The 21,990-nt window shown below is 61.8% G+C and carries 21 protein-coding genes; 14 read left to right on the top strand and 7 right to left on the bottom strand.

The window, feature by feature from the left end:
* Window position 1: 1 nt before the first annotated feature.
* A complete protein-coding gene (gene coaBC / locus V9L13_RS19885; protein ID WP_338802886.1) occupies window positions 2–1,210 on the bottom strand; it encodes a bifunctional phosphopantothenoylcysteine decarboxylase/phosphopantothenate--cysteine ligase CoaBC in 1,209 nt (402 codons plus the stop codon).
* A gap of 135 nt (window positions 1,211–1,345) precedes the next feature.
* On the opposite strand from coaBC, the gene radC reads away from it, so the two are divergent.
* Complete coding sequence (gene radC, locus V9L13_RS19880; RefSeq protein WP_338800335.1) at window positions 1,346–2,020, top strand: DNA repair protein RadC; 675 nt, start codon at window positions 1,346–1,348, stop codon at window positions 2,018–2,020.
* A gap of 134 nt (window positions 2,021–2,154) precedes the next feature.
* Here the strand turns inward: radC and V9L13_RS19875 are convergent, their stop codons facing one another.
* Entirely contained in the window at window positions 2,155–3,741 is a 1,587-nt protein-coding gene (locus tag V9L13_RS19875) for an ABC transporter substrate-binding protein (RefSeq protein ID WP_338800334.1), read from the bottom strand.
* A 444-nt stretch (window positions 3,742–4,185) separates the two neighbouring features.
* Here V9L13_RS19875 and rpmB point away from each other — a divergent pair, with 444 nt between their 5' ends.
* A complete protein-coding gene (gene rpmB, locus V9L13_RS19870) occupies window positions 4,186–4,419 on the top strand; it encodes a 50S ribosomal protein L28 (RefSeq protein ID WP_003229474.1) in 234 nt (77 codons plus the stop codon).
* A gap of 11 nt (window positions 4,420–4,430) precedes the next feature.
* Window positions 4,431–4,586: a 50S ribosomal protein L33 gene (rpmG, locus tag V9L13_RS19865; protein WP_003177274.1), complete on the top strand. Its 156-nt coding sequence runs from the start codon at window positions 4,431–4,433 to the stop codon at window positions 4,584–4,586.
* 209 nt (window positions 4,587–4,795) lie between these two features.
* Here the strand turns inward: rpmG and V9L13_RS19860 are convergent, their stop codons facing one another.
* Window positions 4,796–5,158 carry a cupin domain-containing protein gene (locus tag V9L13_RS19860; RefSeq protein WP_338800333.1) on the bottom strand — a complete coding sequence of 121 codons (363 nt, stop codon included), beginning with the start codon at window positions 5,156–5,158 and terminating at the stop codon, window positions 4,796–4,798.
* Window positions 5,159–5,393: 235 nt separating this feature from the next.
* Here V9L13_RS19860 and V9L13_RS19855 point away from each other — a divergent pair, with 235 nt between their 5' ends.
* Window positions 5,394–6,887, top strand: a complete 1,494-nt coding sequence (locus V9L13_RS19855; RefSeq protein ID WP_338800332.1) for an aldehyde dehydrogenase — start codon at window positions 5,394–5,396, stop codon at window positions 6,885–6,887.
* 242 nt (window positions 6,888–7,129) lie between these two features.
* Window positions 7,130–8,272, top strand: a complete 1,143-nt coding sequence (locus V9L13_RS19850) for an MFS transporter (protein WP_338800331.1) — start codon at window positions 7,130–7,132, stop codon at window positions 8,270–8,272.
* Between the two features lie 86 nt (window positions 8,273–8,358).
* Here V9L13_RS19850 and V9L13_RS19845 read toward each other — a convergent pair whose 3' ends face one another.
* Window positions 8,359–9,927: a phospholipase D family protein gene (locus V9L13_RS19845; protein ID WP_338800330.1), complete on the bottom strand. Its 1,569-nt coding sequence runs from the start codon at window positions 9,925–9,927 to the stop codon at window positions 8,359–8,361.
* Between the two features lie 297 nt (window positions 9,928–10,224).
* On the opposite strand from V9L13_RS19845, the gene V9L13_RS19840 reads away from it, so the two are divergent.
* From V9L13_RS19840 to V9L13_RS19825, 4 genes are all read left to right on the top strand, one after another.
* A complete protein-coding gene (locus V9L13_RS19840; RefSeq protein WP_003229465.1) occupies window positions 10,225–10,872 on the top strand; it encodes a DUF1120 domain-containing protein in 648 nt (215 codons plus the stop codon).
* Window positions 10,873–10,963: 91 nt separating this feature from the next.
* Entirely contained in the window at window positions 10,964–11,677 is a 714-nt protein-coding gene (locus V9L13_RS19835; RefSeq protein WP_338800329.1) for a fimbria/pilus chaperone family protein, read from the top strand.
* On the top strand, window positions 11,677–14,106 hold the full coding sequence (locus V9L13_RS19830) for a fimbria/pilus outer membrane usher protein (RefSeq protein ID WP_338800328.1): 2,430 nt from the start codon (window positions 11,677–11,679) through the stop codon (window positions 14,104–14,106). The genes V9L13_RS19835 and V9L13_RS19830 overlap by 1 nt, the downstream gene beginning before the upstream one ends.
* 14 nt (window positions 14,107–14,120) lie before the next feature.
* Window positions 14,121–14,645 (top strand): hypothetical protein, encoded by a 525-nt coding sequence (locus V9L13_RS19825; protein WP_338800327.1) that lies wholly within the window; start codon window positions 14,121–14,123, stop codon window positions 14,643–14,645.
* On the opposite strand, the gene V9L13_RS19820 is transcribed toward V9L13_RS19825, so the two are convergent.
* The gene (locus V9L13_RS19820; protein WP_003229457.1) at window positions 14,586–16,064 is read right to left on the bottom strand and encodes a PLP-dependent aminotransferase family protein; all 1,479 of its coding nucleotides are present in this window, start codon (window positions 16,062–16,064) and stop codon (window positions 14,586–14,588) included. The genes V9L13_RS19825 and V9L13_RS19820 overlap by 60 nt on opposite strands.
* Before the next feature lie 179 nt (window positions 16,065–16,243).
* Between V9L13_RS19820 and V9L13_RS19815 the strand changes: the two genes are divergently transcribed.
* Window positions 16,244–16,489: a DUF1127 domain-containing protein gene (locus tag V9L13_RS19815; RefSeq protein ID WP_338800326.1), complete on the top strand. Its 246-nt coding sequence runs from the start codon at window positions 16,244–16,246 to the stop codon at window positions 16,487–16,489.
* Between the two features lie 117 nt (window positions 16,490–16,606).
* On the opposite strand, the gene V9L13_RS19810 is transcribed toward V9L13_RS19815, so the two are convergent.
* Entirely contained in the window at window positions 16,607–17,917 is a 1,311-nt protein-coding gene (locus V9L13_RS19810) for an FAD-binding oxidoreductase (protein ID WP_338800325.1), read from the bottom strand.
* 147 nt (window positions 17,918–18,064) lie between these two features.
* Between V9L13_RS19810 and V9L13_RS19805 the strand changes: the two genes are divergently transcribed.
* Entirely contained in the window at window positions 18,065–18,418 is a 354-nt protein-coding gene (locus V9L13_RS19805; RefSeq protein WP_338800324.1) for a YkgJ family cysteine cluster protein, read from the top strand.
* A gap of 88 nt (window positions 18,419–18,506) precedes the next feature.
* Here V9L13_RS19805 and V9L13_RS19800 read toward each other — a convergent pair whose 3' ends face one another.
* Window positions 18,507–18,995 (bottom strand): Lrp/AsnC ligand binding domain-containing protein, encoded by a 489-nt coding sequence (locus V9L13_RS19800; protein WP_003177284.1) that lies wholly within the window; start codon window positions 18,993–18,995, stop codon window positions 18,507–18,509.
* A gap of 156 nt (window positions 18,996–19,151) precedes the next feature.
* Between V9L13_RS19800 and dadA the strand changes: the two genes are divergently transcribed.
* The 3 genes from dadA to alr all read left to right on the top strand — a co-directional run bounded on the left by dadA (window position 19,152) and on the right by alr (window position 21,949).
* On the top strand, window positions 19,152–20,456 hold the full coding sequence (gene dadA / locus V9L13_RS19795) for a D-amino acid dehydrogenase (RefSeq protein ID WP_064589807.1): 1,305 nt from the start codon (window positions 19,152–19,154) through the stop codon (window positions 20,454–20,456).
* Window positions 20,428–20,781 (top strand): RidA family protein, encoded by a 354-nt coding sequence (locus V9L13_RS19790; protein WP_003229450.1) that lies wholly within the window; start codon window positions 20,428–20,430, stop codon window positions 20,779–20,781. The genes dadA and V9L13_RS19790 overlap by 29 nt, the downstream gene beginning before the upstream one ends.
* Before the next feature lie 94 nt (window positions 20,782–20,875).
* Window positions 20,876–21,949: an alanine racemase gene (alr, locus tag V9L13_RS19785; RefSeq protein WP_338800323.1), complete on the top strand. Its 1,074-nt coding sequence runs from the start codon at window positions 20,876–20,878 to the stop codon at window positions 21,947–21,949.
* Window positions 21,950–21,990: the final 41 nt, after the last annotated feature.

The raw sequence follows: 21,990 nt of genomic DNA, 5'->3' as shown, positions 1-21,990 counted from the left end.
ATTAAACCTGGTTCAGACGTTCGGCGATAAAAGTGACCAGTTGGCGAGCGATCCTGCTCTTGCTGGTCTGGGCGAAAACAGTGGCATGAAGCTCACGGTCGATCACGCTGCAGGCGTTTTCTTCGCTGTTGAAACCGATGCTCGGGTTGGCCACGTCGTTGGCGACGATCAAATCGAGATTCTTGTCTTTCAGCTTGCGTGCAGCGTAGTCGAGCAGGTGTTCGGTCTCGGCGGCAAAGCCGACACTGAACGGACGGTCGGGACGGGTCGCGATGGTGGCCAGGATGTCCGGGTTACGCACCATTTGCAGGACGAAGCCGTCGCCGCTTGTAGGGTCTTTCTTGAGTTTTTGCGGGGCAACGACTTCCGGACGGTAGTCCGCCACCGCTGCCGAGGCGATGAACACATCACACGGGATGGCCGATTCGCACGCTGCAAGCATGTCGCGAGCACTGACCACGTCGATGCGCGTGACGCGATCCGGCGTCGGCAGGTGCACCGGGCCGCTGATAAGGGTCACGCGGGCGCCGGCTTCCACCGCGGCTTCGGCCAGAGCGAAGCCCATTTTCCCGGAGCTGTGGTTGGTGATGTAGCGCACCGGGTCGATGTTTTCCTGAGTCGGGCCGGCGGTGATCACCACGTGCTTGCCGGTCAGTGCCTGACGCTGGAAACAATCCGCCGCGCACTGCGCCAGATCGGTGGCTTCCATCATCCGGCCCATGCCGACATCGCCGCAGGCCTGGCTGCCGGAGGCCGGGCCGAAGGTCTTCAGGCCACGGCTTTCAAGGATTTGCAGGTTGGCCTGGGTCGCCGGGTCGCGCCACATGGCCTGGTTCATGGCTGGCGCGACGGCCACTACGGCATCGGTGGCCAGCACCAGGGTGGTCAGCAAATCGTTGGCGATGCCTTGGGCCAGACGCGCAATCAGATCGGCGGTGGCCGGGGCGATCAACACCAGATCGGCCCACTTGGCCAGCTCGATGTGGCCCATTGCCGCTTCGGCGGCCGGGTCGAGCAAGTCGAGGTGAACCGGGTGCCCGGACAGGGCCTGCATGGTCAGCGGGGTGATGAACTCGGCGCCGCCATGGGTCATGACCACGCGCACTTCGGCGCCCTGGTCGATCAGGCGACGAACCAGATCGGCGCTCTTGTAGGCCGCGATGCCGCCGCCGACGCCCAGAACGATGCGTTTCCGATACAGCCGCTGCATAGGTCTGCCTTTCATTTCGTGGGTGACATACGTGGCGAAACCCCCTCCCCAGGGTGAATTCGCCCGCAAAAAAGATGGGCTACGATATCACAGCGACCGCTACGGAACAGCGGCGCCCACAGACAAGGAAGGTGTATGAGTATTCGCGATTGGCCAGCGGCGGAGCGGCCGCGGGAGAAGCTACTTGAACAGGGCGCGGGAAGCCTTTCCGATGCCGAATTACTGGCGATTTTTCTTCGTACCGGGGTCACGGGAAAAAGCGCGGTGGATCTAGCGCGACACCTGTTGACGCAATTCGGCAGCCTGCGCGCATTGCTGGAGGCCGATCTTGCGGCGTTCAGCATGCAGTTGGGATTGGGGCCTGCGAAATTCGCGCAGTTGCAGGCGGTGCTGGAAATGGGGCGGCGACATCTGGCCGAGCGCATGCGTAAAAAACCGGCGCTGGAGAATCCGCAGGCGGTGCGGGATTACTTGAAATCCATGCTGCGCCATGAGCCGCACGAGGTGTTCGGCTGCCTGTTTCTCGACTCCAAGCATCAAGTGCTGACGTTCGAGGCGCTGTTTCGCGGTTCGATCGACAACACCAGTGTGCATCCCCGGGAAGTGGTGAAACGCTCATTGGCCAACAACGCGGCGGCGGTGATTCTCTGCCACAACCACCCGTCGGGGAACAGCGATCCGAGCCAGGCGGATCGGCAACTGACCAAGCGCTTGCAGAAGGCTTTGGATCTGATTGATGTGCGGGTGCTCGATCACTTCATCGTTGGCGACGGCGAGCCGCTGTCGATGGCGGAGTGTGGCTGGATGTAGCTTTCAACAACAAACGCCAACCCCTGTGGGAGCGGGCTTGCTCGCGAAGGCGATGTGTCAGTCAATAAAAGTTTGGCTGATCCGACGCCTTCGCGAGCAAGCCCGCTCCCACAGGGGAATTGTGTTGTGGCGGGTTATTTCAAGGAGACCCTGGAATAGTCCTGCCGGCCAAACGGGCTGACGGAATAACCCTGCACATCCTTGCGCGTCAGCGCATAGGCAGTCGGGTGCGCCAGCGGCAACCACAGCGCCTGCTGTTGAATCTGCGCCTGGGCCTGTTCATACAGCTTGGTGCGCACGCCTTGTTCGCTGGTGGTTTTGCCGGCGCTGATCAGTTTGTCCAGATCGGCATTGCAGTAGCGGGCGAAGTTGGTGCCGGACTTGACCGCCGCGCAGGAAAACTGCGGCGTGAGGAAGTTGTCCGGGTCGCCGTTGTCGCCGGCCCAGCCCATGAACAGCAGGTCATGTTCGCCAGCCTTGGCGCGGCGAATCAATTCGCCCCACTCGATCACGCGGATTTCCGCCTGGATGCCGATTTCCGCCAGGTCCGATTGCAGCAACTGCGCACCGAGGCTCGGATTGGGGTTGAGCAGGCTGCCGGACGGACGGGTCCAGATGGTGGTCTGGAAGCCATCCTTGAGTCCGGCCTTGGCCAGCAACGCCTTGGCTTTGGCCACGTCGTGCGGATAGCCCGGCAGGTTCTTCGCGTAGCTCCAGGTGTTCGGCGGGTAAGGGCCGTTGGCCGGCTCTGCGGTGTCTTCGAACACGGCTTTGACGTAGTTGGCCTTGTCGAAGGCGAGGTTGATCGCCTGCCGCACTTCTGGCTTGTCCAGCGGCGGATGCTGGCTGTTGATGCCGACGAAAGCGGTCATGAACGCGTCAGTTTTTTCCACTTTCAAAGTCGGCTCTTCCTGCGCAGCCTTTACGTCCAGCGGTTTCGGCGACAGGGCGATCTGACACTCGTTGCGCCGCAGCTTTTGCAGGCGCACGTTGGCATCCGGGGTGATCGCGAAAATCAGCGGGTCGACCGCCGGCTTGCCGCCGAAGTAGTCCGGGTTGGCCTTGTAGCGCACCGAGGCGTCTTTCTGGAAGCGCGTGAACACAAACGGGCCGGTGCCGATCGGCTGGCTGTTGAGCTTGTCGGTGGCGTCGGCCTTGAGCAGCTTGTCGGCGTATTCGGCGGAATAGATCGAGGCGAAACCCATGCTCAGGGTCGCGAGGAACGTCGAATCCGGGTGGTCGAGGGTAAAGCGCACGGTCAGCGGATCGAGTGCGTCGATTTTCTTGATCAGCGCCGGCAACTGCATGGACTGCGCGTGCGGGAAGCCGCTTTGCGCCACTTTGTGCCATGGGTTGGCCGGGTCGAGCATGCGGTCGAAGCTGAATTTGACGTCTTCGGCGCTCAGCGTACGGCTCGGCTTGAAATAGTCGGTGCTGTGAAACTTCACCTGCGGGTGCAGCTTGAACACATAAGTCAGGCCGTCGGTGCTGACTTCCCAGCTGTCGGCCAGGCTCGGCACGACTTTGCCGCTGGCAGTGTCGAAGTCCACCAGGCGGTTCATCAGCACGTCGGCCGAGGCATTGGTGGTGGTCAGCGAGTTGTATTGCACCACGTCGAACCCTTCAGGGCTGGCCTCGGTGCAGACGCTCAGGGCGGCGGCCTGGGCCAGAGGGCTCAGCAGAAGCGGGGCGAGCAACAGGGGTAGGGCAGCGAGGCGCATGGTCGGCTTCCTTTACAGATCGAAGGCCATCTGCAGGTGCAGTCTGGAAAAGGGTTACCCTAGAGGGCTGGATTGCAAATGACTATCCCCTTTTTTATTTTCGGGGCAGGTCAGTGGCGTTTTTCTGACCGCGGTGCGCCCAGAAAAGTCGGAAACCTGTGTCAGAGCGGTTTTCTGCGACGAGTGGTCAAAACTCGCGCCAGCCTTTATCCAAAGCGTCCGCAGCCGGAAAAAGTGCCTTTTTACCGGTTGATTGCACATCGATTGTTGTTGCACCCCGGTCTTTCTGGTATAAAGCAGCGCTCTTTTCTAGGGGCCCGGTTCCTTCACTGTAGGTGTAGCCGGTAAGACCTCTAAAGAAACGCGGCGCCTGGCGCCAAATGACTGAGAGATTAAGCGGCCAACCCATGCCGGGTTGGGCATGTGGTTTTAGAGGGCTGAGGCATGTCGAGAGTATGTCAAGTTACCGGTAAGGGTCCGGTAACCGGGAATAACATTTCCCACGCAAACAACAAAACCCGTCGTCGTTTCCTGCCGAACCTGCAGCATCACCGCTTCTGGGTTGAAGAAGAGAAACGTTTTGTGCGTCTGCGCGTATCTGCCAAAGGCATGCGCATCATCGACAAGCGTGGCATCAGTGTCGTGCTCGCCGAACTTCGCCGCGATGGCAAGATTTAAGGGAGCTAATCATGCGTGAATTGATTCGTTTGATCTCGAGCGCCGGTACTGGTCACTTCTACACTACCGACAAGAACAAGCGTACTACTCCGGACAAAATCGAGATCAAGAAATATGATCCGGTTGTTCGTAAGCACGTGATCTACAAGGAAGGCAAAATCAAGTAATTGATTTTTCCCGACTACGAAAAAAGGCCCGTATCTCACGATACGGGCCTTTTTTTGTTGCCTCGGATTTCTGCGGTGTCTGGCCGGATCTCTTCGCGAGCAAGCCCGCTCCCACATTTGATCTCTGTGAACACAATATCTGCGTCATCGCGCAATTACTGTGGGAGCGGGCTTGCTCGCGAAGAGGCCGGATCAGTCAGCGAAAATCCTCAAGCCTTCTGCTCAAAGATCACATAGATCTTGCGGCAAGCCTCCAGCACTTCCCAAGTGCCACGAAAGCCGGCCGGAATCACGAAGCGGTCGCCAACACGCAAGGTCTTGGCATTGCCGTCGCTGTCGCGCAGCACCGAAACCCCCTGCAGAATTTCGCAGTATTCATGCTCGGTGTAGTTCACCGTCCACTGCCCGACCGCGCCTTCCCACACGCCGACGCCCATCTGCCCACAAGGGCTGTCGTACTGATTGAACACCGCTTGCTCGGGATCGCCCTTGAGCACTTTGGCCGGGTCCGGGCGATAGCGTTCGGCTGTGCTGGTGGTCAGGCTGATATCGACGACGTACTGGATGTTCATTGTTGTTTTCTCCCGTGATGACGGCGCGGTGGCTTGAAAGGGCCAAAGTCTATGTTTATTAAAATGAACACCGCAAGGCCGTATGGCGCGCTTATGTCAAATATATTGAAACAACCCCGGCCGCTGGTTTAGGGTGGCGGGTGCCTTGGGCCGAAAAAGCAGGCCGGCCGGGCAGCATTCCTGAAGACGTCCGCGAAGAACGCGGCGCTCTATTCAACAAGAGGAGGACACTCGAATGACCACCCTGACTCGTGCCGATTGGGAACAACGTGCTCGCGACCTGAAGATCGAAGGCCGCGCCTACCTCAACGGCGAATACACCGACGCCGTCTCCGGCGAGACTTTCGAGTGCATCAGTCCGGTCGATGGCCGTCTGCTGGGCAAGATCGCCAGCTGTGACGCCGCCGACGCCCAGCGCGCCGTGGAAAACGCCCGTGCCACGTTCAATTCCGGCGTCTGGTCGCGCCTGGCGCCGAGCAAACGCAAAGCCACCATGATTCGTTTCGCCAGCCTGCTCAAGCAGCACGCTGAAGAGCTGGCGTTGCTCGAAACGCTCGACATGGGCAAGCCGATCAGCGACTCGCTGTACATCGACATCCCAGGCGCGGCGCAAGCGCTGAGCTGGAGCGGTGAGGCGATCGACAAGATCTACGACGAAGTCGCCGCCACGCCGCATGATCAACTGGGTCTGGTGACCCGCGAGCCGGTGGGCGTGGTCGGCGCCATCGTGCCGTGGAACTTCCCGCTGATGATGGCCTGCTGGAAACTCGGCCCGGCGCTGTCGACCGGTAACTCGGTGATCCTCAAGCCGTCGGAAAAATCCCCACTGACTGCCATCCGCATCGCTGCGCTGGCAGTGGAAGCCGGTATTCCGAAAGGCGTACTCAACGTGCTGCCGGGCTACGGCCACACTGTTGGCAAGGCGCTGGCGCTACACAATGACGTCGACACCCTGGTGTTCACCGGCTCGACCAAGATCGCCAAGCAACTGATGATCTACGCCGGCGAATCGAACATGAAGCGCGTGTGGCTGGAGGCCGGCGGCAAAAGCCCGAACATTGTCTTCGCCGATGCGCCGGATCTGCAAGCCGCTGCCGAATCCGCCGCCAGTGCCATCGCCTTCAACCAGGGCGAAGTCTGCACCGCCGGTTCACGGCTGCTGGTCGAGCGTTCGATCAAGGACAAATTCCTGCCGATGGTGATCGAGGCGCTGAAAGCCTGGAAGCCGGGCAATCCGCTGGACCCGGCGACCAACGTCGGTGCGCTGGTCGATACCCAGCAGATGAACACCGTGCTGTCGTACATCGAGTCCGGTCACAGCGACGGCGCCAAACTGGTGGCCGGCGGCAAGCGCATCCTTCAGGAAACCGGTGGTACTTACGTCGAACCGACGATTTTCGACGGCGTGAGCAACGCGATGAAGATCGCTCAGGAAGAGATCTTCGGCCCGGTGCTGTCGGTCATCGCCTTCGACACTGCGGAAGAAGCGATCCAGATCGCCAACGACACGCCGTATGGCCTGGCCGCAGCGGTATGGACTCAGGACATTTCCAAGGCGCACCTGACCGCCAAGGCGCTGCGTGCCGGTAGCGTGTGGGTCAACCAGTACGACGGCGGCGACATGACCGCACCGTTCGGCGGCTTCAAGCAGTCGGGCAACGGTCGCGACAAGTCGCTGCACGCGTTCGACAAGTACACCGAGCTGAAGGCGACGTGGATCAAGCTGTAAGCCGTTAGCGGGAGCCTGATTCGTTCAGGCTCCCGAACTTACGGAGATCCCCTGTGGGAGCAAGTCTCTGTGGTGAGGGGATTTATCCCCGATCGGCTGCGAAGCAGTCGCAAAACCAGTGCATTTGATATGCAGGTTTTGAGGTCGCTGCGCGACCTGTCGGGGATGAATCCCCTCTCCACAGGGTTTGCTCCCACAGTGATTTTGTGGCGCACATAAGAATATCCACAGGAGCGTGGACCATGCGTTGGGCGACGTATTTCGCCGTGTTGGCGTCTGTCTTGAGTGTCGGTCTGGCCCTGGGGGTCAGCATGCCGTTGGTGTCGTTGCGTCTGGAAAGCTGGGGTTATGGCTCCTTTGCCATTGGCGTGATGGCGGCGATGCCGGCGATTGGCGTGCTGCTGGGGGCGAAGATTTCCAGTCACTTGGCGGCGCGTTTCGGCACGGCGAACCTGATGCGTCTGTGCCTGTGGGCGGGTGCGTTGTCGATCGGCTTGCTGGCGTTGTTACCCAGCTATCCGATCTGGCTGGTGCTGCGGCTGATGATCGGGGTGATCCTGACCATCGTGTTCATCCTTGGCGAGAGCTGGATCAATCAACTGGTCGTCGAACACTGGCGCGGTCGGCTGGTGGCGCTGTATGGCAGCAGCTATGCGCTGAGCCAACTGTCTGGTCCGCTGCTGCTGGGTGCGCTCGGCACTGAGCACGATTACGGGTTCTGGGTTGGCGTCGGGCTGCTGACAGTCTCGCCATTGCTGTTGATGGGCCGCAGCGGTGCGCCGAGTAGTGAAGCCAGCAGTGTGACGTTCAGCGATCTGTGGGGTTTTGCCCGCGAGCTGCCGGCGATTGCCTGGGCGGTGTCACTGTTCGCTGCGTTCGAGGCGATGATCCTCACGTTGTTGCCGGTGTATTGCCTGCAGCAGGGCTTTACTGCCGAGATCGCGTTGGCGATGGTCAGCACGGTGGTGGTCGGCGATGCGCTGCTGCAACTGCCGATTGGTGCGTTGGCGGACTACCTGTCGCGACGTACCTTGTTCACCGGATGCGCGGTGGTGTTGATGCTGTCGAGCCTGGCGATTCCGCTGTTGATCGACACGCTGCTGATCTGGCCGTTGTGGGTGTTGTTCGGGGCCAGTGCCGGTGGGCTGTTCACCTTGTCACTGATCCTGATCGGCGAGCGTTATCGCGACGATGCGCTGGTGCGCGCCAATGCGCACATTGCGCAGCTATGGGGTGTCGGTTGTCTGATCGGGCCATTGATGGCGGGGGCGGGCAGCCAGTGGATCAGCGGGCATGCGTTGCCGCTGTTGATGGCGGTGGGGGCGTTCGGGTTGGTGATTCTGCTGATGCGCCAAGGTGCGTTCGGCACGGTGCAAACGGCTTAAGGTCAAAAGATCGCAGCCTGCGGCAGCTCCTACAGGGAAACCGCATTCCAGTGTAGGAGCTGCCGCAGGCTGCGATCTTTTGCTTTTTAAAGCATCCGCTCCAGACCGACAGTGGTGCTGAACCACGCATTGAACCGCCGCCACCAGCTCCCGGGTTCCTTGGTCAGCGTGTGCATCTGGCCGTTGTCCTCGGTCACCCAGACGATCTTGCCATCCTGCAGTTTCGCCTCATAACTCAGTGCCGGTGCCATGCCTTGCAAGGCCAGTTCGCGTGCGCGTTCGGCCAGTTCCGGGCTGTCCACCAGGACCCCGACCTCGGTGTTCCACAGCACCGAGCGCGGGTCGAAGTTGAACGAGCCGATGAACGCTTTCTGCCGGTCGAAAATCATCGCCTTGCTGTGCAGGCTGGAATCCGAACCCCGGAATGACTTGCTGTAGAACAGGTGTGGGCCGCTGCCATAGTTATCCCCAGGCTGGCGGCGCAGTTCATACAGTTTTACCCCGTGCTCCAGCAGTGCCTTGCGATACGGCGCATAACCGCCGTGCACCGCCGGCACATCAGTAGCCTCCAGCGAGTTGGTCAGCAGACTCACCGAGACCCCGGCGTCGGCACGCCCGGTCAGGTACACCAGCCCCGGCTGGCCGGGAACGAAGTACGCCGAGATCATGATCAGTTCTTTGCTGACGCCGCGCAGTTCCGGCGCCAGTTGCGTGGTCAGCAGCAGTTGCGGGTCCGGTTCGTCCTTGGCCAGCACCTTGCTCGGCGCATCCCACAGCGCCTGGTTCCAGGCCCAGATCAGTTCCTTGCGCCAGATGTCCATGCGCGGCGCGGTCTTGAACGTCATCAGCTGTTGATACAGCGCGTGGTTCTGTTTGCGGGTTTCATCCAGCGATTCTTTGAGGCGCGTGCGGGTGTTCTGCAGGTCTTTGGTGCTCGGTTTGCTGGAGAGGAATTCGTCGATCGGCTTGCTCAGCGCGCTGTTCCAGTACTGATCGAAACTGTGCCCAAGCTGCTCGGCCACCGGGCCGACGCTGAGCATGTCGATGTCGGTGAAATTCAGGTTTGGCTCGGCATCGAAATACTCGTCGCCCAGATTGCGCCCGCCGACGATGGCCACGCTGTTGTCCGCCAGCCACAACTTGTTGTGCATGCGACGGTGTTGCAGCGACAGGTTGAACAGGCGGCCGGCGGCGCGGGTCACGCCCGTGCTGCGGCCCAGGTGCAGTGGATTGAACAGGCGGATCTGGATCTGTGGATGCGCCGCCAGCGTGGCGATGATCGTGTCGAGGCCGTCGCTGGTGGTGTCGTCGAGCAGGATGCGTACGCGCACGCCACGGTCGGCGGCCTTGAGCAGTTCTTCCACGAGCATCCGCGTGCTGACGCCGTCGTGGACGATGTAGTACTGCAAGTCGAGGCTGGTTTGCGCATTGCGGATCAGTTCGGCGCGAGCGGTGAAGGCCTCAGTGCTGTTGGACAGCAGGCGGAATCCGGAGCGGCCCTGATAGGGCGCCGCCTGTGCCTGAATCGAGCGACCGAATGCGGAGCCGGCAGCCGGCAACGCCTGGCTGGGTTCACGCGCTACATCGAGATTGGCGCAACCACTGGCCAACGAACACAGGACAAAGACAGCGAGCAATTTTTTTCCGGGTCGCACGTTGCTTTCTCGGCTGGGGGCTGGGGGGGACGGAGTATGGCATGCAGAGGATTTCAACGACCGCTTCCAGGCGGATCCTCGCCACACTGTGTAAACAATTAGTCGTTCGAAAGTAGGAATGAGTTCGCATGTGTTTTTGGACTATTTGCCATGTCGTTTTTTCCGCTCTTGGTTGGTGCCTATTCCTACATACGGATCCTGCAAAAAAGGAAATCATCGCCCCCGGTATTCACGGCCCCGGTGAAAGCGATGTCCTGAATACCTGCCATTTATAAATAGCCGAACAAGTAGGGACTGATGAAAAAAACAACATGGATGGCGGCCATCGCGGCCGCGGTATTGCCGACGCTGGCCGCTGCCGAGAGCGTGGATCTGAACGTGATCGGAACCATTATTCCGACCTCGTGCATCCCGGCATTTGCCGGTGGTGGCACCGTCGATCTGCGCAAGATTTCGGCGGCCACACTGAACAAGACCACACAGACGCTGCTGCCGACTCACGATATTTCGCTGCACATCAATTGCGATGCGCCGGCGCCGGTGGAGGTGTCGGTCAGAGACAATCGTGCGGCAACCAAACTGCCGGGCATCAACGATGGCGCCGGTAACAGCGATCCGGCCTTGTTTTACGGGCTAGGCGAAATCGGCGGCATCCGTATCGGCGGCTTCGCTCTGCGCCACGGGCGTCCGGAAGCCGACGGTATCCAGCAGACCCTGATGACCCGCACCCTGGCGGCGCCGGCGTGGCAATTGCCTTCCTCGCCGCTGGTGAGCAATGCCCCGGCGCTGTACTCCTGGGGTACCGTGGCAGCCGGCCCGGTCGCGGCGCGCCATCACGGGTTTCCGATGAGCCTGTTGCCGATCATTGGCCCGAGTAACGCGCTGCCGATCGCCAGCGAGATCCCGCTCGATGGCTCGGTCACCTTCGACATGTACTACCTCTGATCGACAGAGCCCGGCCATTGCCGGGTTCTTTCAGGTTCATTCGGCGCGTCCTTTGACGGGGGCGCTGAAACTTTCCAGCGGAACAATCCCGATGCCGATTTCAATGTGCCGTCCTGGCTTCAGGGCGCTGCCACTGTGCCTGCTCGCCGTGATTTTGATGCCCAGCGCCCACGCTGCCGGAATGGTGCCGCAAACACCTGTGCTGGTGGTGGATGAAGGTCTCGGTGAGGCGACGATGAATGTCCGAAATACCGAGTCCCGTCCGGCCCTGCTGCACACCACGGTGGTAAACATCGAGCCGCATGATCAAACGCAGTTGCTGTTCAGCCCGTCGGTAACCCGTGTCGAGGCCGGGGCAGTGCAGCAAGTGCGGTTCATTTTGCAGAGCGCCGAACCGTTGCAGACCGAGCGTCTGAAGCGGGTGATTTTTGAAGGGATCAATCCTGTGGCAAGTGCTGACGGCGCCCGGGTCAATCTGGGCGTGCGGCAAAACCTGCCGGTGATCCTGCGCCCCGCCGGCCTGCCGGTGGAGCGCGAGCCATGGCATCGCCTGAGCTGGTCGGCCACTGCTGAGGGCTTGCTGGTCAGTAATCCCAGTCCTTACGTCGTTCGCCTGGCGAAGGCGATTGTTCCGCTGCCGGGCACACAGGCGGTGGATCTGCCGCGCACCTGGATCCTGCCTGGCGAGCGCCTGTCTGTCGCGTTGCCCTTGAGTTCGACGGTGCGGACCATGGGCGTGCGGATTTTTCCGGCCACCACCTATGGCTTTGCAGTCGATCACTTCGATGCTCCGGTAACGCACTGATGCGCAGGCCTGCCCGTCGGGGACTGGCACTGGTGATGGTTCAGGGCGCAGGCGCAGCGCTGGCCGGCGAGGTGGTGGAGTTCGATGCGCAGCTGCTTCGCGAGCGCGGACTCGACCCCGCATTGGCTGCGTACTTCCGCCAGGCACCGCGTTTCTCCCAGGGCACGCGCCTGGTAGCACTGGAGGCCAATGGACAGCCTCGCGGCCGCGTGTTCGTGACGTTCGATGCTGAGGGCGAGCCGTGCCTGCAGCCGGCCTTGCTCAAGGCTGCCGGCGTGCGCTCGCAAACCTCTGCGGCGTCGGCAGACCGACAGCCGTGCCTGACACTGCGCGAAGGTCTGCCCTCGGCCATCATTGAGTTGCATCCCGGCCAGGAACAGATCGACCTGCTGTTGCCGACCGACCTGCTGGCGTTGCCGGAGTTTCAATCGCGCAGCTTCGCCAATGGTGGTGTGGGTGGTGTGTTTAACTACGATGCGTTGCTGATGGGCAGCCGGCATGAGGGACAGCGCAGCGACTTTCGCAGCCTGGGCTCGGAGATTGGCTTGAATGCCGGCGACTGGATCCTGCGTAGCCGGCAGTCCTACACGCAACTTCCGGACAGTACGCGTTTCGAGCATCTGTATGCCTATGGCATGCACACCCTGGAAGATGACGAAGCCAGCGTGCAGATCGGCCAGTTGAATCTGCAGTCGCCCCTGTTTGCCGGCGAATCGTTCAGCGGCGTGCAGATCCTGCCGGAAGACGCGTTCGCGCAAATGCGTGTGGCACAACAGGGTCTGCGTGGTGAGGTCGAAGGCATCGCCTGGTCGCCATCGCGGATCGAAGTCCGGCAGAACGGCGTGCCGATCTACACCACGCGAGTTCCTGCCGGGCCGTTCATCCTGCGCGCGCTGCCGTTGTTGAGCAACCAGCTCGACCTTGAGGTGAGCGTGCACGAGCAAGAAGGGCAGGTGCGGCGCTTTCGCGTCCCGGCCGCCAGCCTGCAGGATGCCCGGTTCGAGCGGGCCGACACGTTCAATCTGGCGCTGGGCACTGTGCGACGCCAAGGCTCGGATGATCGTCGGGCGCCGTCGTTCGCCACCCTTGCCAAGGAATGGAGCCTGTCGCGAGCGCTGCGCATGAGTGGCGGTGTACTCGGTGGTTCGGACTACCTGTCGGCGGGGTGGGGGCTGCAGCGGCAATGGCCGGGTAATCTGACTACCGGTGTGCGCCAGCTGCTGTCCACCGATCGCGCTACAGGCGTTGCGGGTCATCAGGTGCAAATGACCGTCAATGCCGTGCTGGCGCCGAACCTGTCCACCAGCGTGGTCGCTGTGCGTCGTGGCCAGGGCTTTCGTACGCTGTCGGACACTGGCTGGAACTCGCAGCAGGGCCGGGCCGAATTGCCCGGGCGCGAGCACTGGACGTTTGCCCTCAACGGTTCCGTCGAACGCTGGGGCGCGTTCGGCATGACCTGGTCGCGTTACACCAGCGTGGATCAGCCGCCGCATATGCGCCTGGGGCTGTCGTGGTCGCAGACGCTGCCCGCGCGGATCAGTCTGTCGTTGAGCCTGGAACGGGGAATCGGCGATGCCGACGCGGGGCGCCGGGGCACCTCGGCTTACCTGACGGCGGCGATGCCATTGGGCGAGCAGCGCCGGGTTCGCAGCTACCTGCGCAGCGACCCACGATCCGGGGCGCGCAGTGGCGTGTCGATGAGCGAAGTGCTCAGTGAAACCCTGGCCTACAGCGCCAGTGCCGAACACCGTGAAGACGCGGCGCCGTCCCTCGGATTGCGGGTCAATGCTCTGGCGCGTTACACCCGTCTGGACCTCGGTATGAGCCAGCGGGACGAAGCGCGCGAATTCGATGTGGGCCTGCGTGGCGGCATGGCACTGCATCGCGATGGCGTCACGCTGTCGCCCTATCCGCTGCGCGAGACCTTTGGCGTGCTCAAGGCCGGCGACCGTGCGGGTCTGAAGTTGTTCACGCCGCAAGGTCCGGTGTGGACGGACGGAGCGGGCCGGGCGGTGGTGGCGAGTCTGCCGGCGTATTCGACCGCCCGGCTGGAAGTCGACCCGTTGAGCCTGCCGCGCAACGTCGAGGTGCTCGACGGTTATCAAGAAGTGGAAGCCGGGCGCGGGTCGGTGCAGCGCCTGGAGTTCTCCATCACCCGCGTGCGGCGCGTGCTGTTGAAGGCCAGGACGGTTGATCGGCAATGGCTGCCCAGTGGCCTGGCCGTACAGGACGGGCAAGGTGAATACCTGACCACGGTGCTTGAGGCCGGGACGATCTTTGTGCCGGACATCAAGCCTGGGCAACCGTTGCGGGTGCAGCTATCGGACACCACGCACTGCGAGCTGCAATTCACCCTGGCCGAATCGCCTGACGAGCACGCACTGATCGAGCCTGTCGAAGCGCTCTGTCAGCCTTTGAGCAATACATGACTGAGGTTTTTCCCATGCAACGATGGATTATCCAGATCATGCTGGCATGGCTGTTGTCCGCATCCGCCATGGCCAGTGCGAGCTGCCAGATGACGCTGTCGCCGGGCGCTGTGGACTATGGCGTCTCGACGAGGGCGCAACTGCTGGCACGGCCATCGAGTGGCGACGACGGCAGCTTCGGGGTGCGCAGGGTTCATCTGCGGATTCAATGTCCGGATGTGCGCTCGATCAGTTGGTCCTTTGCTGCCCCGAGCAGCGATGCGCTGCATTTTCGCTGGCCACCGGGACGGTTGCAGGTACGCATAGTGACGGTGCGTCTGGACGGCGCGCCGGTGCAGTGGCAGCGCGAGGGAGAGCGGGCGGGCGCGGCGGATTTGCTGCAGCCTGGCGATCGCATCGTGAGCTGGCGCGCGGGCAGCATCGCCACCGGCCGTCATCTCGACGTGGAGCTGGACATCGAGGCCCGCGTCAGCGATGCCTCAAGCCGTGTCGCCGACCTTCGTCGCTTCGACGGGCACGGTACGTTTCGGCTCGAATGACTCGGTTTCGGCCAGCAATCTGCTCGCCGCTGCGCCGACCTTGCGCACCGCTTCTTCGATCTGCGGTGTCGGTTTGGCCGCGTAGTTCATTCGCAGGCAATTGCGGTATTTGCCCGAGGCGGAAAAGATGCTGCCGACGGCGATCTGTACACCTTGATCGAGCAGCGCACGATTGAGTTTCAGCGTATCGAAACCCTCGGGCAGTTCGACCCAGAGCATGAAGCTGCCCTGCGGGCGACTGGCGCGGGTGCCGGCGGGAAAGTAGCGAGTGACCCAGTCGATCATCGCGTCGCGATTGCGCTGGTATTGCGTGCGCATCCGCCGCAAGTGCGGTTCGAAATGGCCGCCCTTGAGAAATTCGGCGATGGCGATCTGTGGCTGGGGTGCGGTGGAACCGGTGCTGATGTATTTCATGTGCAGCACCCGTTCCAGATAACGACCCGGTGCCACCCAACCGATGCGCAGGCCCGGGGCCAGGGTCTTGGAAAACGAGCTGCACAGCAGCACTCGACCATCTTCGTCGAAGGATTTGATCGTGCGCGGGCGCGGGTAGGTGTAGGCCAGCTCGCCATACACATCGTCCTCGATGATCGCCACGTCGAAACGCTGTGCCAGGTTGAGCAGGGCGCGCTTGCGCGACTCCGGCATGATGTAGCCGAGCGGGTTGTTGCAGTTGGGCGTGATCTGGATGACCTTGATCGGCCACTGCTCCAGCGCCAGTTCCAGCGCTTCGAGGCTGATACCGGTGAGCGGATCGGTGGGGATTTCCAGGGCTTTCATGCCCAGGCCTTTGAGCGTTTGCATGGCGCCGTGGAAGCTCGGCGAATCCACCGCGACGATGTCGCCCGGTTCGCAGATGGCGTGGATGCTGGTGGACAGCGCTTCGTGGCAACCGGTGGTGATCACCAGGTCGCTGGCGCTCAACTGGCAGCCGGAGTCGAGCATCAATCGAGCGATCTGTTCGCGCAGCTCGAGGGTGCCGTGAATGTTGTCGTAATACAGACCGGGCATGTCCTGCCGGCGGCTGATCCGCGCCAGTCCGCGCAGCAGCGGTTTCATGGTGGGCGTGGTTACGTCGGGCATGCCGCGACCCAGTTGCACCACGTCCTTGCGCGGCACTGCGCGAATCAGCTCCAGCACCTGATCCCACTGCGAAATCTCCACCGGCCGCTGTGCCGGCCGCCCGACCGCAGGCAGTTCCGGCAGCTCGCGACCCACCGGCACGAAGTAGCCGGACTTGGGTTTCGGTGTGGCCAGACCGCTGTCTTCGAGCATGCGATAGGCCTGCTGCACCGTGCTGAGGCTGACCCCATGTTCTACGCTCAAGGCGCGCACCGAAGGCAGGCGATCGCCAGGACGGTAGAAGCCTTGTTCGATGCGGGTGCCGAGCAGCTCGGCGAGGTTCACATACAGGGTCATGGCACTGCCTCGATGCAGGTGATTCGTTAAACCAGTACAGATGCGGCAAAAATCGGTGATTCAGTCTCAGGAATGGCAAATCTGTATGGAGTTAATACAGAAGTGTTGAATCTGTAATGCTTTTGCCGACCCGCGCATCATGGAATCTCTGGCTACCCAAGTAAACAGGAGCGACAAAAATGAACGGCTTGAGCGATGTGCGGCTGACGTTACACAGTCAGGAACTGGAGGCAGGGCAGGAGGACAGTGCATGGAATACCGCCATGCGCAACGCGCCGTCCGGCCTGAGTCGCTGGAGCCTGTTCTGGCATCGTCTGCACACGCGCAAGGCGCTATTGAACCTGACGCCGGAGCAGCTCAAGGATGTCGGGTTGACCCGGGAGCAGGCGCAGGAGGAGGGGTTGAAGCCGTTCTGGCGGATCTGAAGGATGTGGTGCTGTTTCTGACCCCATCGCGAGCAGGCTCACTCCTACAGGGGAATACGTTCCTACTGTAGGAGTGAGCCTGCTCGCGATGAGGGCATTAAGGCTGGTGCAAAAATATCAGACCAGCTCTTTGAGCCGATGCCACAACATCCCCAGCGCCAGCAACGGCGAACGCAAGTGCCTGCCGCCGGGGAAGGTGATGTGCGGCACCTTGGCAAACAGGTCGAAGCCACCGCTGTGCTGCCCGCTGATCGCCTCGGCGAGCAACTTGCCCGCCAGGTGCGTGGCATTCACCCCGTGCCCGGAATAGGCCTGGGCGTAATACACGTTCGGCTGATCATTGAGCCGGCCGATCTGTGGCAGTCGATTGGCACCGATGCCGATCATGCCGCCCCATTGATAGTCGATCTTCACGCCTGCCAGTTGCGGGAACACTTCGAGCATCTTCGGCTGCATGTATGCGCCGATGTCTTTCGGATCGCGCCCGGAATAATGGCAGGCGCCGCCGAACAACAAGCGTCGATCCGCCGAGAGCCGGTAGTAATCCAGCGCCACGCGCTGGTCGCAGACCGCCATGTTTTGCGGCAGCAGGCTGTGCGCCAGTTCTGCGGAAAGCGGTTCGGTCGCGATGATGTAACTGCCGGCGGGCAGTACTTTGCCGCTGAGTTGTGGATTGAGGTCGTTGAGGTAAGCGTTGCAGCCCAGCACCAGGGTTTTCGCCCTTACCGAGCCTTGCGCGGTGTGCACTTTCACTTCAGGGCCGTAGTCGATGCGGGTGACCGCCGATTGCTCGAACAGTTTGACGCCCAGTTGCTGCGCGGCAGCGGCTTCGCCCAGTGCCAGATTCAGCGGGTGCAAATGCCCGGAACCCATGTCGATCAAGCCGCCGACATAACGCTTGGAGCCAACCACGGTGTGCATCTCGTTGGCCTGCAGCAGACGGGTTTCATAGCGATAGCCGAGGCTGCGCAGCTCTTCGGCGTCTTCGGCAAAGCCTTCGAGGTCGGCAGGCTTGTTGGCAAGGTCGCAGTAGCCCCAGGTCAGGTCGCACGGGATCTGGAAACGTTCGACGCGCTGGCGGACGATTTCCACCGCTTCCAGGCCCATCAGTTTCATCTGGCGTACACCGTCGGCGCCGATGACATTAGTGAACTGGTCGAGACCGTGGCCGACCCCGCGAATCAACTGCCCACCGTTGCGACCACTGGCGCCCCAACCGATGCGGTGTGCTTCCAACAACACTACGCTGAGGCCGCGTTCGGCCAGTTCCAGCGCGGTGTTCAGCCCCGAGAAGCCACCGCCGACCACGCACACATCGGCCATCACTTCGCCTTGCAGCACCGGATGGTCAGGCTGCGGCAGGCTGCTGGCGGCGTAGTAAGAGGCAACGTGGGGCTGGCTCGCGAAGGTTCGGGCGCGGGCATTCATGGGCATCATCCAACGGCTGGGTGTCGAGAAAATTTGACGGAGCATAAGCCGCACGGCCAAAGACGGGCAACACTGGTCGGCCGTTGCTGTCTGGATCACGGCTTTTGCGGCACAATTGCCGCCTATTTCATGTGGGTTACTGTTTCGATGAGCTGCAACAGCCAGAAAATCCGCAACCTGCGTCAGCAGATCCCCTCGTTCGAGTGCGTGCCCGGTTGCCACGATTGCTGCGGGCCAGTGACCACTTCACCGGAAGAAATGGCCCGCCTGCCGCGCAAGACCCGCGCCGAGCAGGACGCGGCGATGGACGAGCTGAATTGTGTGCACCTGGGGCCGAATGGTTGCACGGTGTATGAGGAACGGCCGCTGATTTGCCGGTTGTTCGGGACGACGAAGACGTTGCCGTGCCCGAACGGGCGGGGGCCGGTGGAGTTGATTCATCCGCGCGTAGAAAAGCAGATCTTCGAGTACATGGCTTCGAATCGGCAGGTGCTGGTCTGAAAAGATCGCAGCCTTCGGCAGCTCCTACAGGAGAACGCATTTCCATGTAGGAGCTGCCGAAGGCTGCGATCTTTTGATCTTCCAAATCTCAGTCCGGTATCGGCAGGCTCAGGCTCTCTTTCACCTCTTCCATCACGATATAGCTTTTGGACTCACGCACATGCGGCAACTTCAACAGAATGTCGCCCAGCAGTTTGCGGTACGAGGCCATCTCGGAAATCCGCGCCTTCACCAGATAGTCGAAATCCCCTGACACCAAATGGCACTCCAGCACGTGCGGCAATTTCAGCACCGCGCGGCGGAACTCTTCGAACGTGTCGCCGGATTTGTAGTCGAGGCTGATCTCGACGAACACCAGCAAGCTACCCTTCAAGTGCTGCGGATTCAGGCGGGCGTTGTAGCCCATGATGATCCCCTCGCGCTCCAGCCGCCGCACCCGCTCGGTGCACGGCGTGGTGGACAGCCCGACCTTCTCCCCGAGTTCGGTAAACGATATGCGCCCGTCCGCCTGCAGGATCCGCAAGATGTTGCGGTCGATCTTGTCCAGCTCACGTTTGGTCTGAGTGTTGGTACGCATAGGGGATGCGCCTCCGTGAAAAGGGTTTTTGCCGAGAATTGTCGCCAAATATAGGCGCTTATATAGTGAAATGCACTGGCCATTCTTTTTTACACTGCGCGCATCATTGCTCTAACAACAGACGTACGCGGCCCTGCCGCGATGAGGGATACAAAAATGCGCGTAATGGTCTTGGGTAGCGGCGTCATCGGTACCGCCAGTGCTTACTATCTGGCCCGTGCCGGGTTTGAAGTGGTGGTGGTCGACCGGCAGCCAGCCGTGGCCATGGAGACCAGTTTCGCCAACGCCGGTCAGGTGTCGCCGGGCTACGCCTCGCCGTGGGCCGCGCCGGGCGTGCCGCTCAAGGCCATCAAGTGGCTGCTGCAGCGCCACGCGCCGCTGGCGATCAAGGCCACTGCCGACATCGACCAGTACCTGTGGATGGCGCAGATGCTGCGCAACTGCACCGCCAACCGTTACGCGGTGAACAAGGAACGCATGGTGCGTCTGTCCGAGTACAGCCGCGACTGCCTCGACGAGCTGCGCGCCGAAACCGGCATCGCCTACGAAGGCCGCAGCCTTGGCACCACCCAGCTGTTCCGCACTCAGGCACAGCTCGATGGTGCCGCCAAGGACATCGCCGTCCTGAAAGAATCCGGCGTGCCGTTTGAAGTCCTCGACCGCGCCGGTATTGCCCGCGTCGAGCCGGCACTGGCCAACGTCACCGACATCCTCGCCGGCGCCCTGCGTCTGCCGAACGACCAGACCGGCGACTGCCAGATGTTCACCACGCGCCTGGCGGAAATGGCGGTGAAACTCGGTGTGGAATTCCGCTTCGGCCAGGACATCCAGCGCCTCGACTACGCCGGTGACCGCATCAACGGCGTGTGGATCGACGGCAAGCTGGAAACCGCCGACCGCTACGTGCTGGCCCTCGGCAGCTACTCGCCGCAATTGCTCAAGCCGCTGGGCATCAAGGCGCCGGTGTATCCGCTCAAGGGTTATTCGCTGACCGTGCCGATCACCAACCCGGACATGGCTCCGACTTCGACCATTCTCGACGAAACCTACAAGGTCGCGATCACCCGTTTCGACAACCGCATCCGCGTGGGCGGCATGGCGGAGATCGCCGGTTTTGACCTGTCGCTGAACCCGCGTCGGCGCGAAACCCTGGAGATGATCGTCAACGACCTTTATCCTCAGGGCGGCAATCTGGCCGAGGCGAGCTTCTGGACCGGTCTGCGTCCGACCACGCCGGACGGTACGCCGATCGTTGGCGCCACGCCGTTCAAGAACCTGTTCCTCAACACCGGTCACGGCACCCTGGGTTGGACCATGGCGTGCGGTTCCGGTCGTTTGCTGGCCGATCTGATGGCGAAGAAAAAACCGCAGATCAGCGCCGAAGGCCTCGATATTTCCCGTTACGGCAACAAGCCTCAGGAGTCCGCAAAACATGGCAATCCAGCGCCAGCTCACCAATGAGCGCATGAGTCAGATCGTCAGCCACAACGGTACGGTGTATCTGGCCGGACAGGTCGGCGACGACTTCAACGCCGGGATTGAACAACAAACCCGCGAAGTTCTGGCCAATATCGAGCGCCTTCTCGATCTGGCCGGGACTGACAAGCAGCATCTGCTATCGGCGACGATCTACCTGAACGACATCGAGGCGCACTTTGCCGGGATGAATTCGGTGTGGGATCAGTGGTTGCCTAAAGGCGCCGCCCCGGCCCGTGCCACCGTCGAAGCGAAGATGGCCAAGCCGAGCATCCTGGTCGAGATTTCCATCGTCGCCGCGTTGCCGTAACCGTTTCAAAGATCCCTCTCCCGGCGCTGTTGGCGGTTCACGCCGTCAGCCAGCGCCGGTTTTTCTTCCCATGACCGCCAAGAAGTCTGCTGCCATGCGTCCTGCCCGTGCCCTGATCGACCTTCAAGCCCTGCGTCACAACTACCGAATTGCCCGCGAAGTCACCGGCGCCAAGGCGCTGGCGGTGATCAAGGCGGATGCCTACGGTCACGGCGCGGTGCGTTGCGCCCAGGCGCTGGAAGCCGAGGCCGACGGGTTTGCCGTGGCCTGCATCGAAGAAGCGCTGGAGTTGCGCGCGGCCGGCATCAAGGCCCCGGTGTTGTTGCTCGAAGGCATCTTCGAAGCCGATGAACTGGCGCTGATCGTCGAGCATGATTTCTGGACCGTGGTGCATTCGCTGTGGCAGCTCGAAGCCATCGAGCAGGCTGCCCTGAGCAAACCGATCACCGTGTGGCTCAAGCTCGATTCCGGCATGCACCGCGTCGGCCTGCATCCGAAGGATTACGCGGCCGCCTACCAGCGCCTGCTGGCCAGCGGCAAAGTGGCGAAGATCGTGCTGATGAGCCACTTCGCCCGCGCCGATGAACTGCATGAGCAGAGCAGCGCCGATCAGGTTGCGGTGTTCGAGGCGGCGCGTCAGGGCCTCGCCGCCGAAGTCAGCCTGCGCAACTCGCCGGCCGTGCTCGGTTGGCCGCAGATCCACAGCGACTGGGTGCGCCCGGGCATCATGCTCTACGGTGCCACACCGTTCGAAGAAGCCAACGCCGTGGCCGAGCGCCTGCAACCGGTGATGACCCTCGAATCGAAAGTCATCTGTGTGCGCGAATTGCCCGCCGGCGAGCCGATCGGCTACGGCGCCAAATTCGTCACCGACAAACCGATGCGCATCGGCGTGGTTGCCATGGGTTATGCCGATGGCTACCCGCGTCAGGCACCGACGGGCACTCCGGTGTTGGTGGCCGGTAAACGCAGCCGGATTCTTGGCCGGGTGTCGATGGATATGCTGTGCATCGACCTCACCGATGTGCCGGAAGCCGACCTCGGTTCGACCGTCGAGCTGTGGGGCAAAAACATCCTCGCCAGCGAAGTGGCGCAGTGGGCGGACACCATTCCGTATCAGATCTTCTGCAACCTGCGTCGCGTGCCAAGGCTCTATTCCGAGCGTTGACGCCGCTGCGGGGGCCAAGTGTTGTAAATACTGAACGCTGT

It is taken from the genome of Pseudomonas sp. RSB 5.4 (assembly GCF_037126175.1).
GTDB lineage: Bacteria > Pseudomonadota > Gammaproteobacteria > Pseudomonadales > Pseudomonadaceae > Aquipseudomonas > Aquipseudomonas fluorescens_H.
This window is presented reverse-complemented; position numbering and strand designations above follow the sequence as displayed.

Coding starts and splice junctions, on each gene's coding strand:
- V9L13_RS19875 (WP_338800334.1), bottom strand. CDS start 3,741: ATGCGCCTCGCTGCCCTACCCCTGTTGCTCGCCCCGCTTCTGCTGAGC.
- V9L13_RS19790 (WP_003229450.1), top strand. CDS start 20,428: ATGGCAATCCAGCGCCAGCTCACCAATGAGCGCATGAGTCAGATCGTC.
- coaBC (WP_338802886.1), bottom strand. CDS start 1,210: ATGCAGCGGCTGTATCGGAAACGCATCGTTCTGGGCGTCGGCGGCGGC.
- V9L13_RS19805 (WP_338800324.1), top strand. CDS start 18,065: ATGAGCTGCAACAGCCAGAAAATCCGCAACCTGCGTCAGCAGATCCCC.
- V9L13_RS19810 (WP_338800325.1), bottom strand. CDS start 17,917: ATGAATGCCCGCGCCCGAACCTTCGCGAGCCAGCCCCACGTTGCCTCT.
- V9L13_RS19855 (WP_338800332.1), top strand. CDS start 5,394: ATGACCACCCTGACTCGTGCCGATTGGGAACAACGTGCTCGCGACCTG.
- V9L13_RS19800 (WP_003177284.1), bottom strand. CDS start 18,995: ATGCGTACCAACACTCAGACCAAACGTGAGCTGGACAAGATCGACCGC.
- V9L13_RS19850 (WP_338800331.1), top strand. CDS start 7,130: ATGCGTTGGGCGACGTATTTCGCCGTGTTGGCGTCTGTCTTGAGTGTC.
- V9L13_RS19840 (WP_003229465.1), top strand. CDS start 10,225: ATGAAAAAAACAACATGGATGGCGGCCATCGCGGCCGCGGTATTGCCG.
- V9L13_RS19835 (WP_338800329.1), top strand. CDS start 10,964: ATGCCGATTTCAATGTGCCGTCCTGGCTTCAGGGCGCTGCCACTGTGC.
- V9L13_RS19825 (WP_338800327.1), top strand. CDS start 14,121: ATGCAACGATGGATTATCCAGATCATGCTGGCATGGCTGTTGTCCGCA.
- radC (WP_338800335.1), top strand. CDS start 1,346: ATGAGTATTCGCGATTGGCCAGCGGCGGAGCGGCCGCGGGAGAAGCTA.
- rpmG (WP_003177274.1), top strand. CDS start 4,431: ATGCGTGAATTGATTCGTTTGATCTCGAGCGCCGGTACTGGTCACTTC.
- V9L13_RS19820 (WP_003229457.1), bottom strand. CDS start 16,064: ATGACCCTGTATGTGAACCTCGCCGAGCTGCTCGGCACCCGCATCGAA.
- alr (WP_338800323.1), top strand. CDS start 20,876: ATGCGTCCTGCCCGTGCCCTGATCGACCTTCAAGCCCTGCGTCACAAC.
- dadA (WP_064589807.1), top strand. CDS start 19,152: ATGCGCGTAATGGTCTTGGGTAGCGGCGTCATCGGTACCGCCAGTGCT.
- V9L13_RS19815 (WP_338800326.1), top strand. CDS start 16,244: ATGAACGGCTTGAGCGATGTGCGGCTGACGTTACACAGTCAGGAACTG.
- rpmB (WP_003229474.1), top strand. CDS start 4,186: ATGTCGAGAGTATGTCAAGTTACCGGTAAGGGTCCGGTAACCGGGAAT.
- V9L13_RS19860 (WP_338800333.1), bottom strand. CDS start 5,158: ATGAACATCCAGTACGTCGTCGATATCAGCCTGACCACCAGCACAGCC.
- V9L13_RS19830 (WP_338800328.1), top strand. CDS start 11,677: ATGCGCAGGCCTGCCCGTCGGGGACTGGCACTGGTGATGGTTCAGGGC.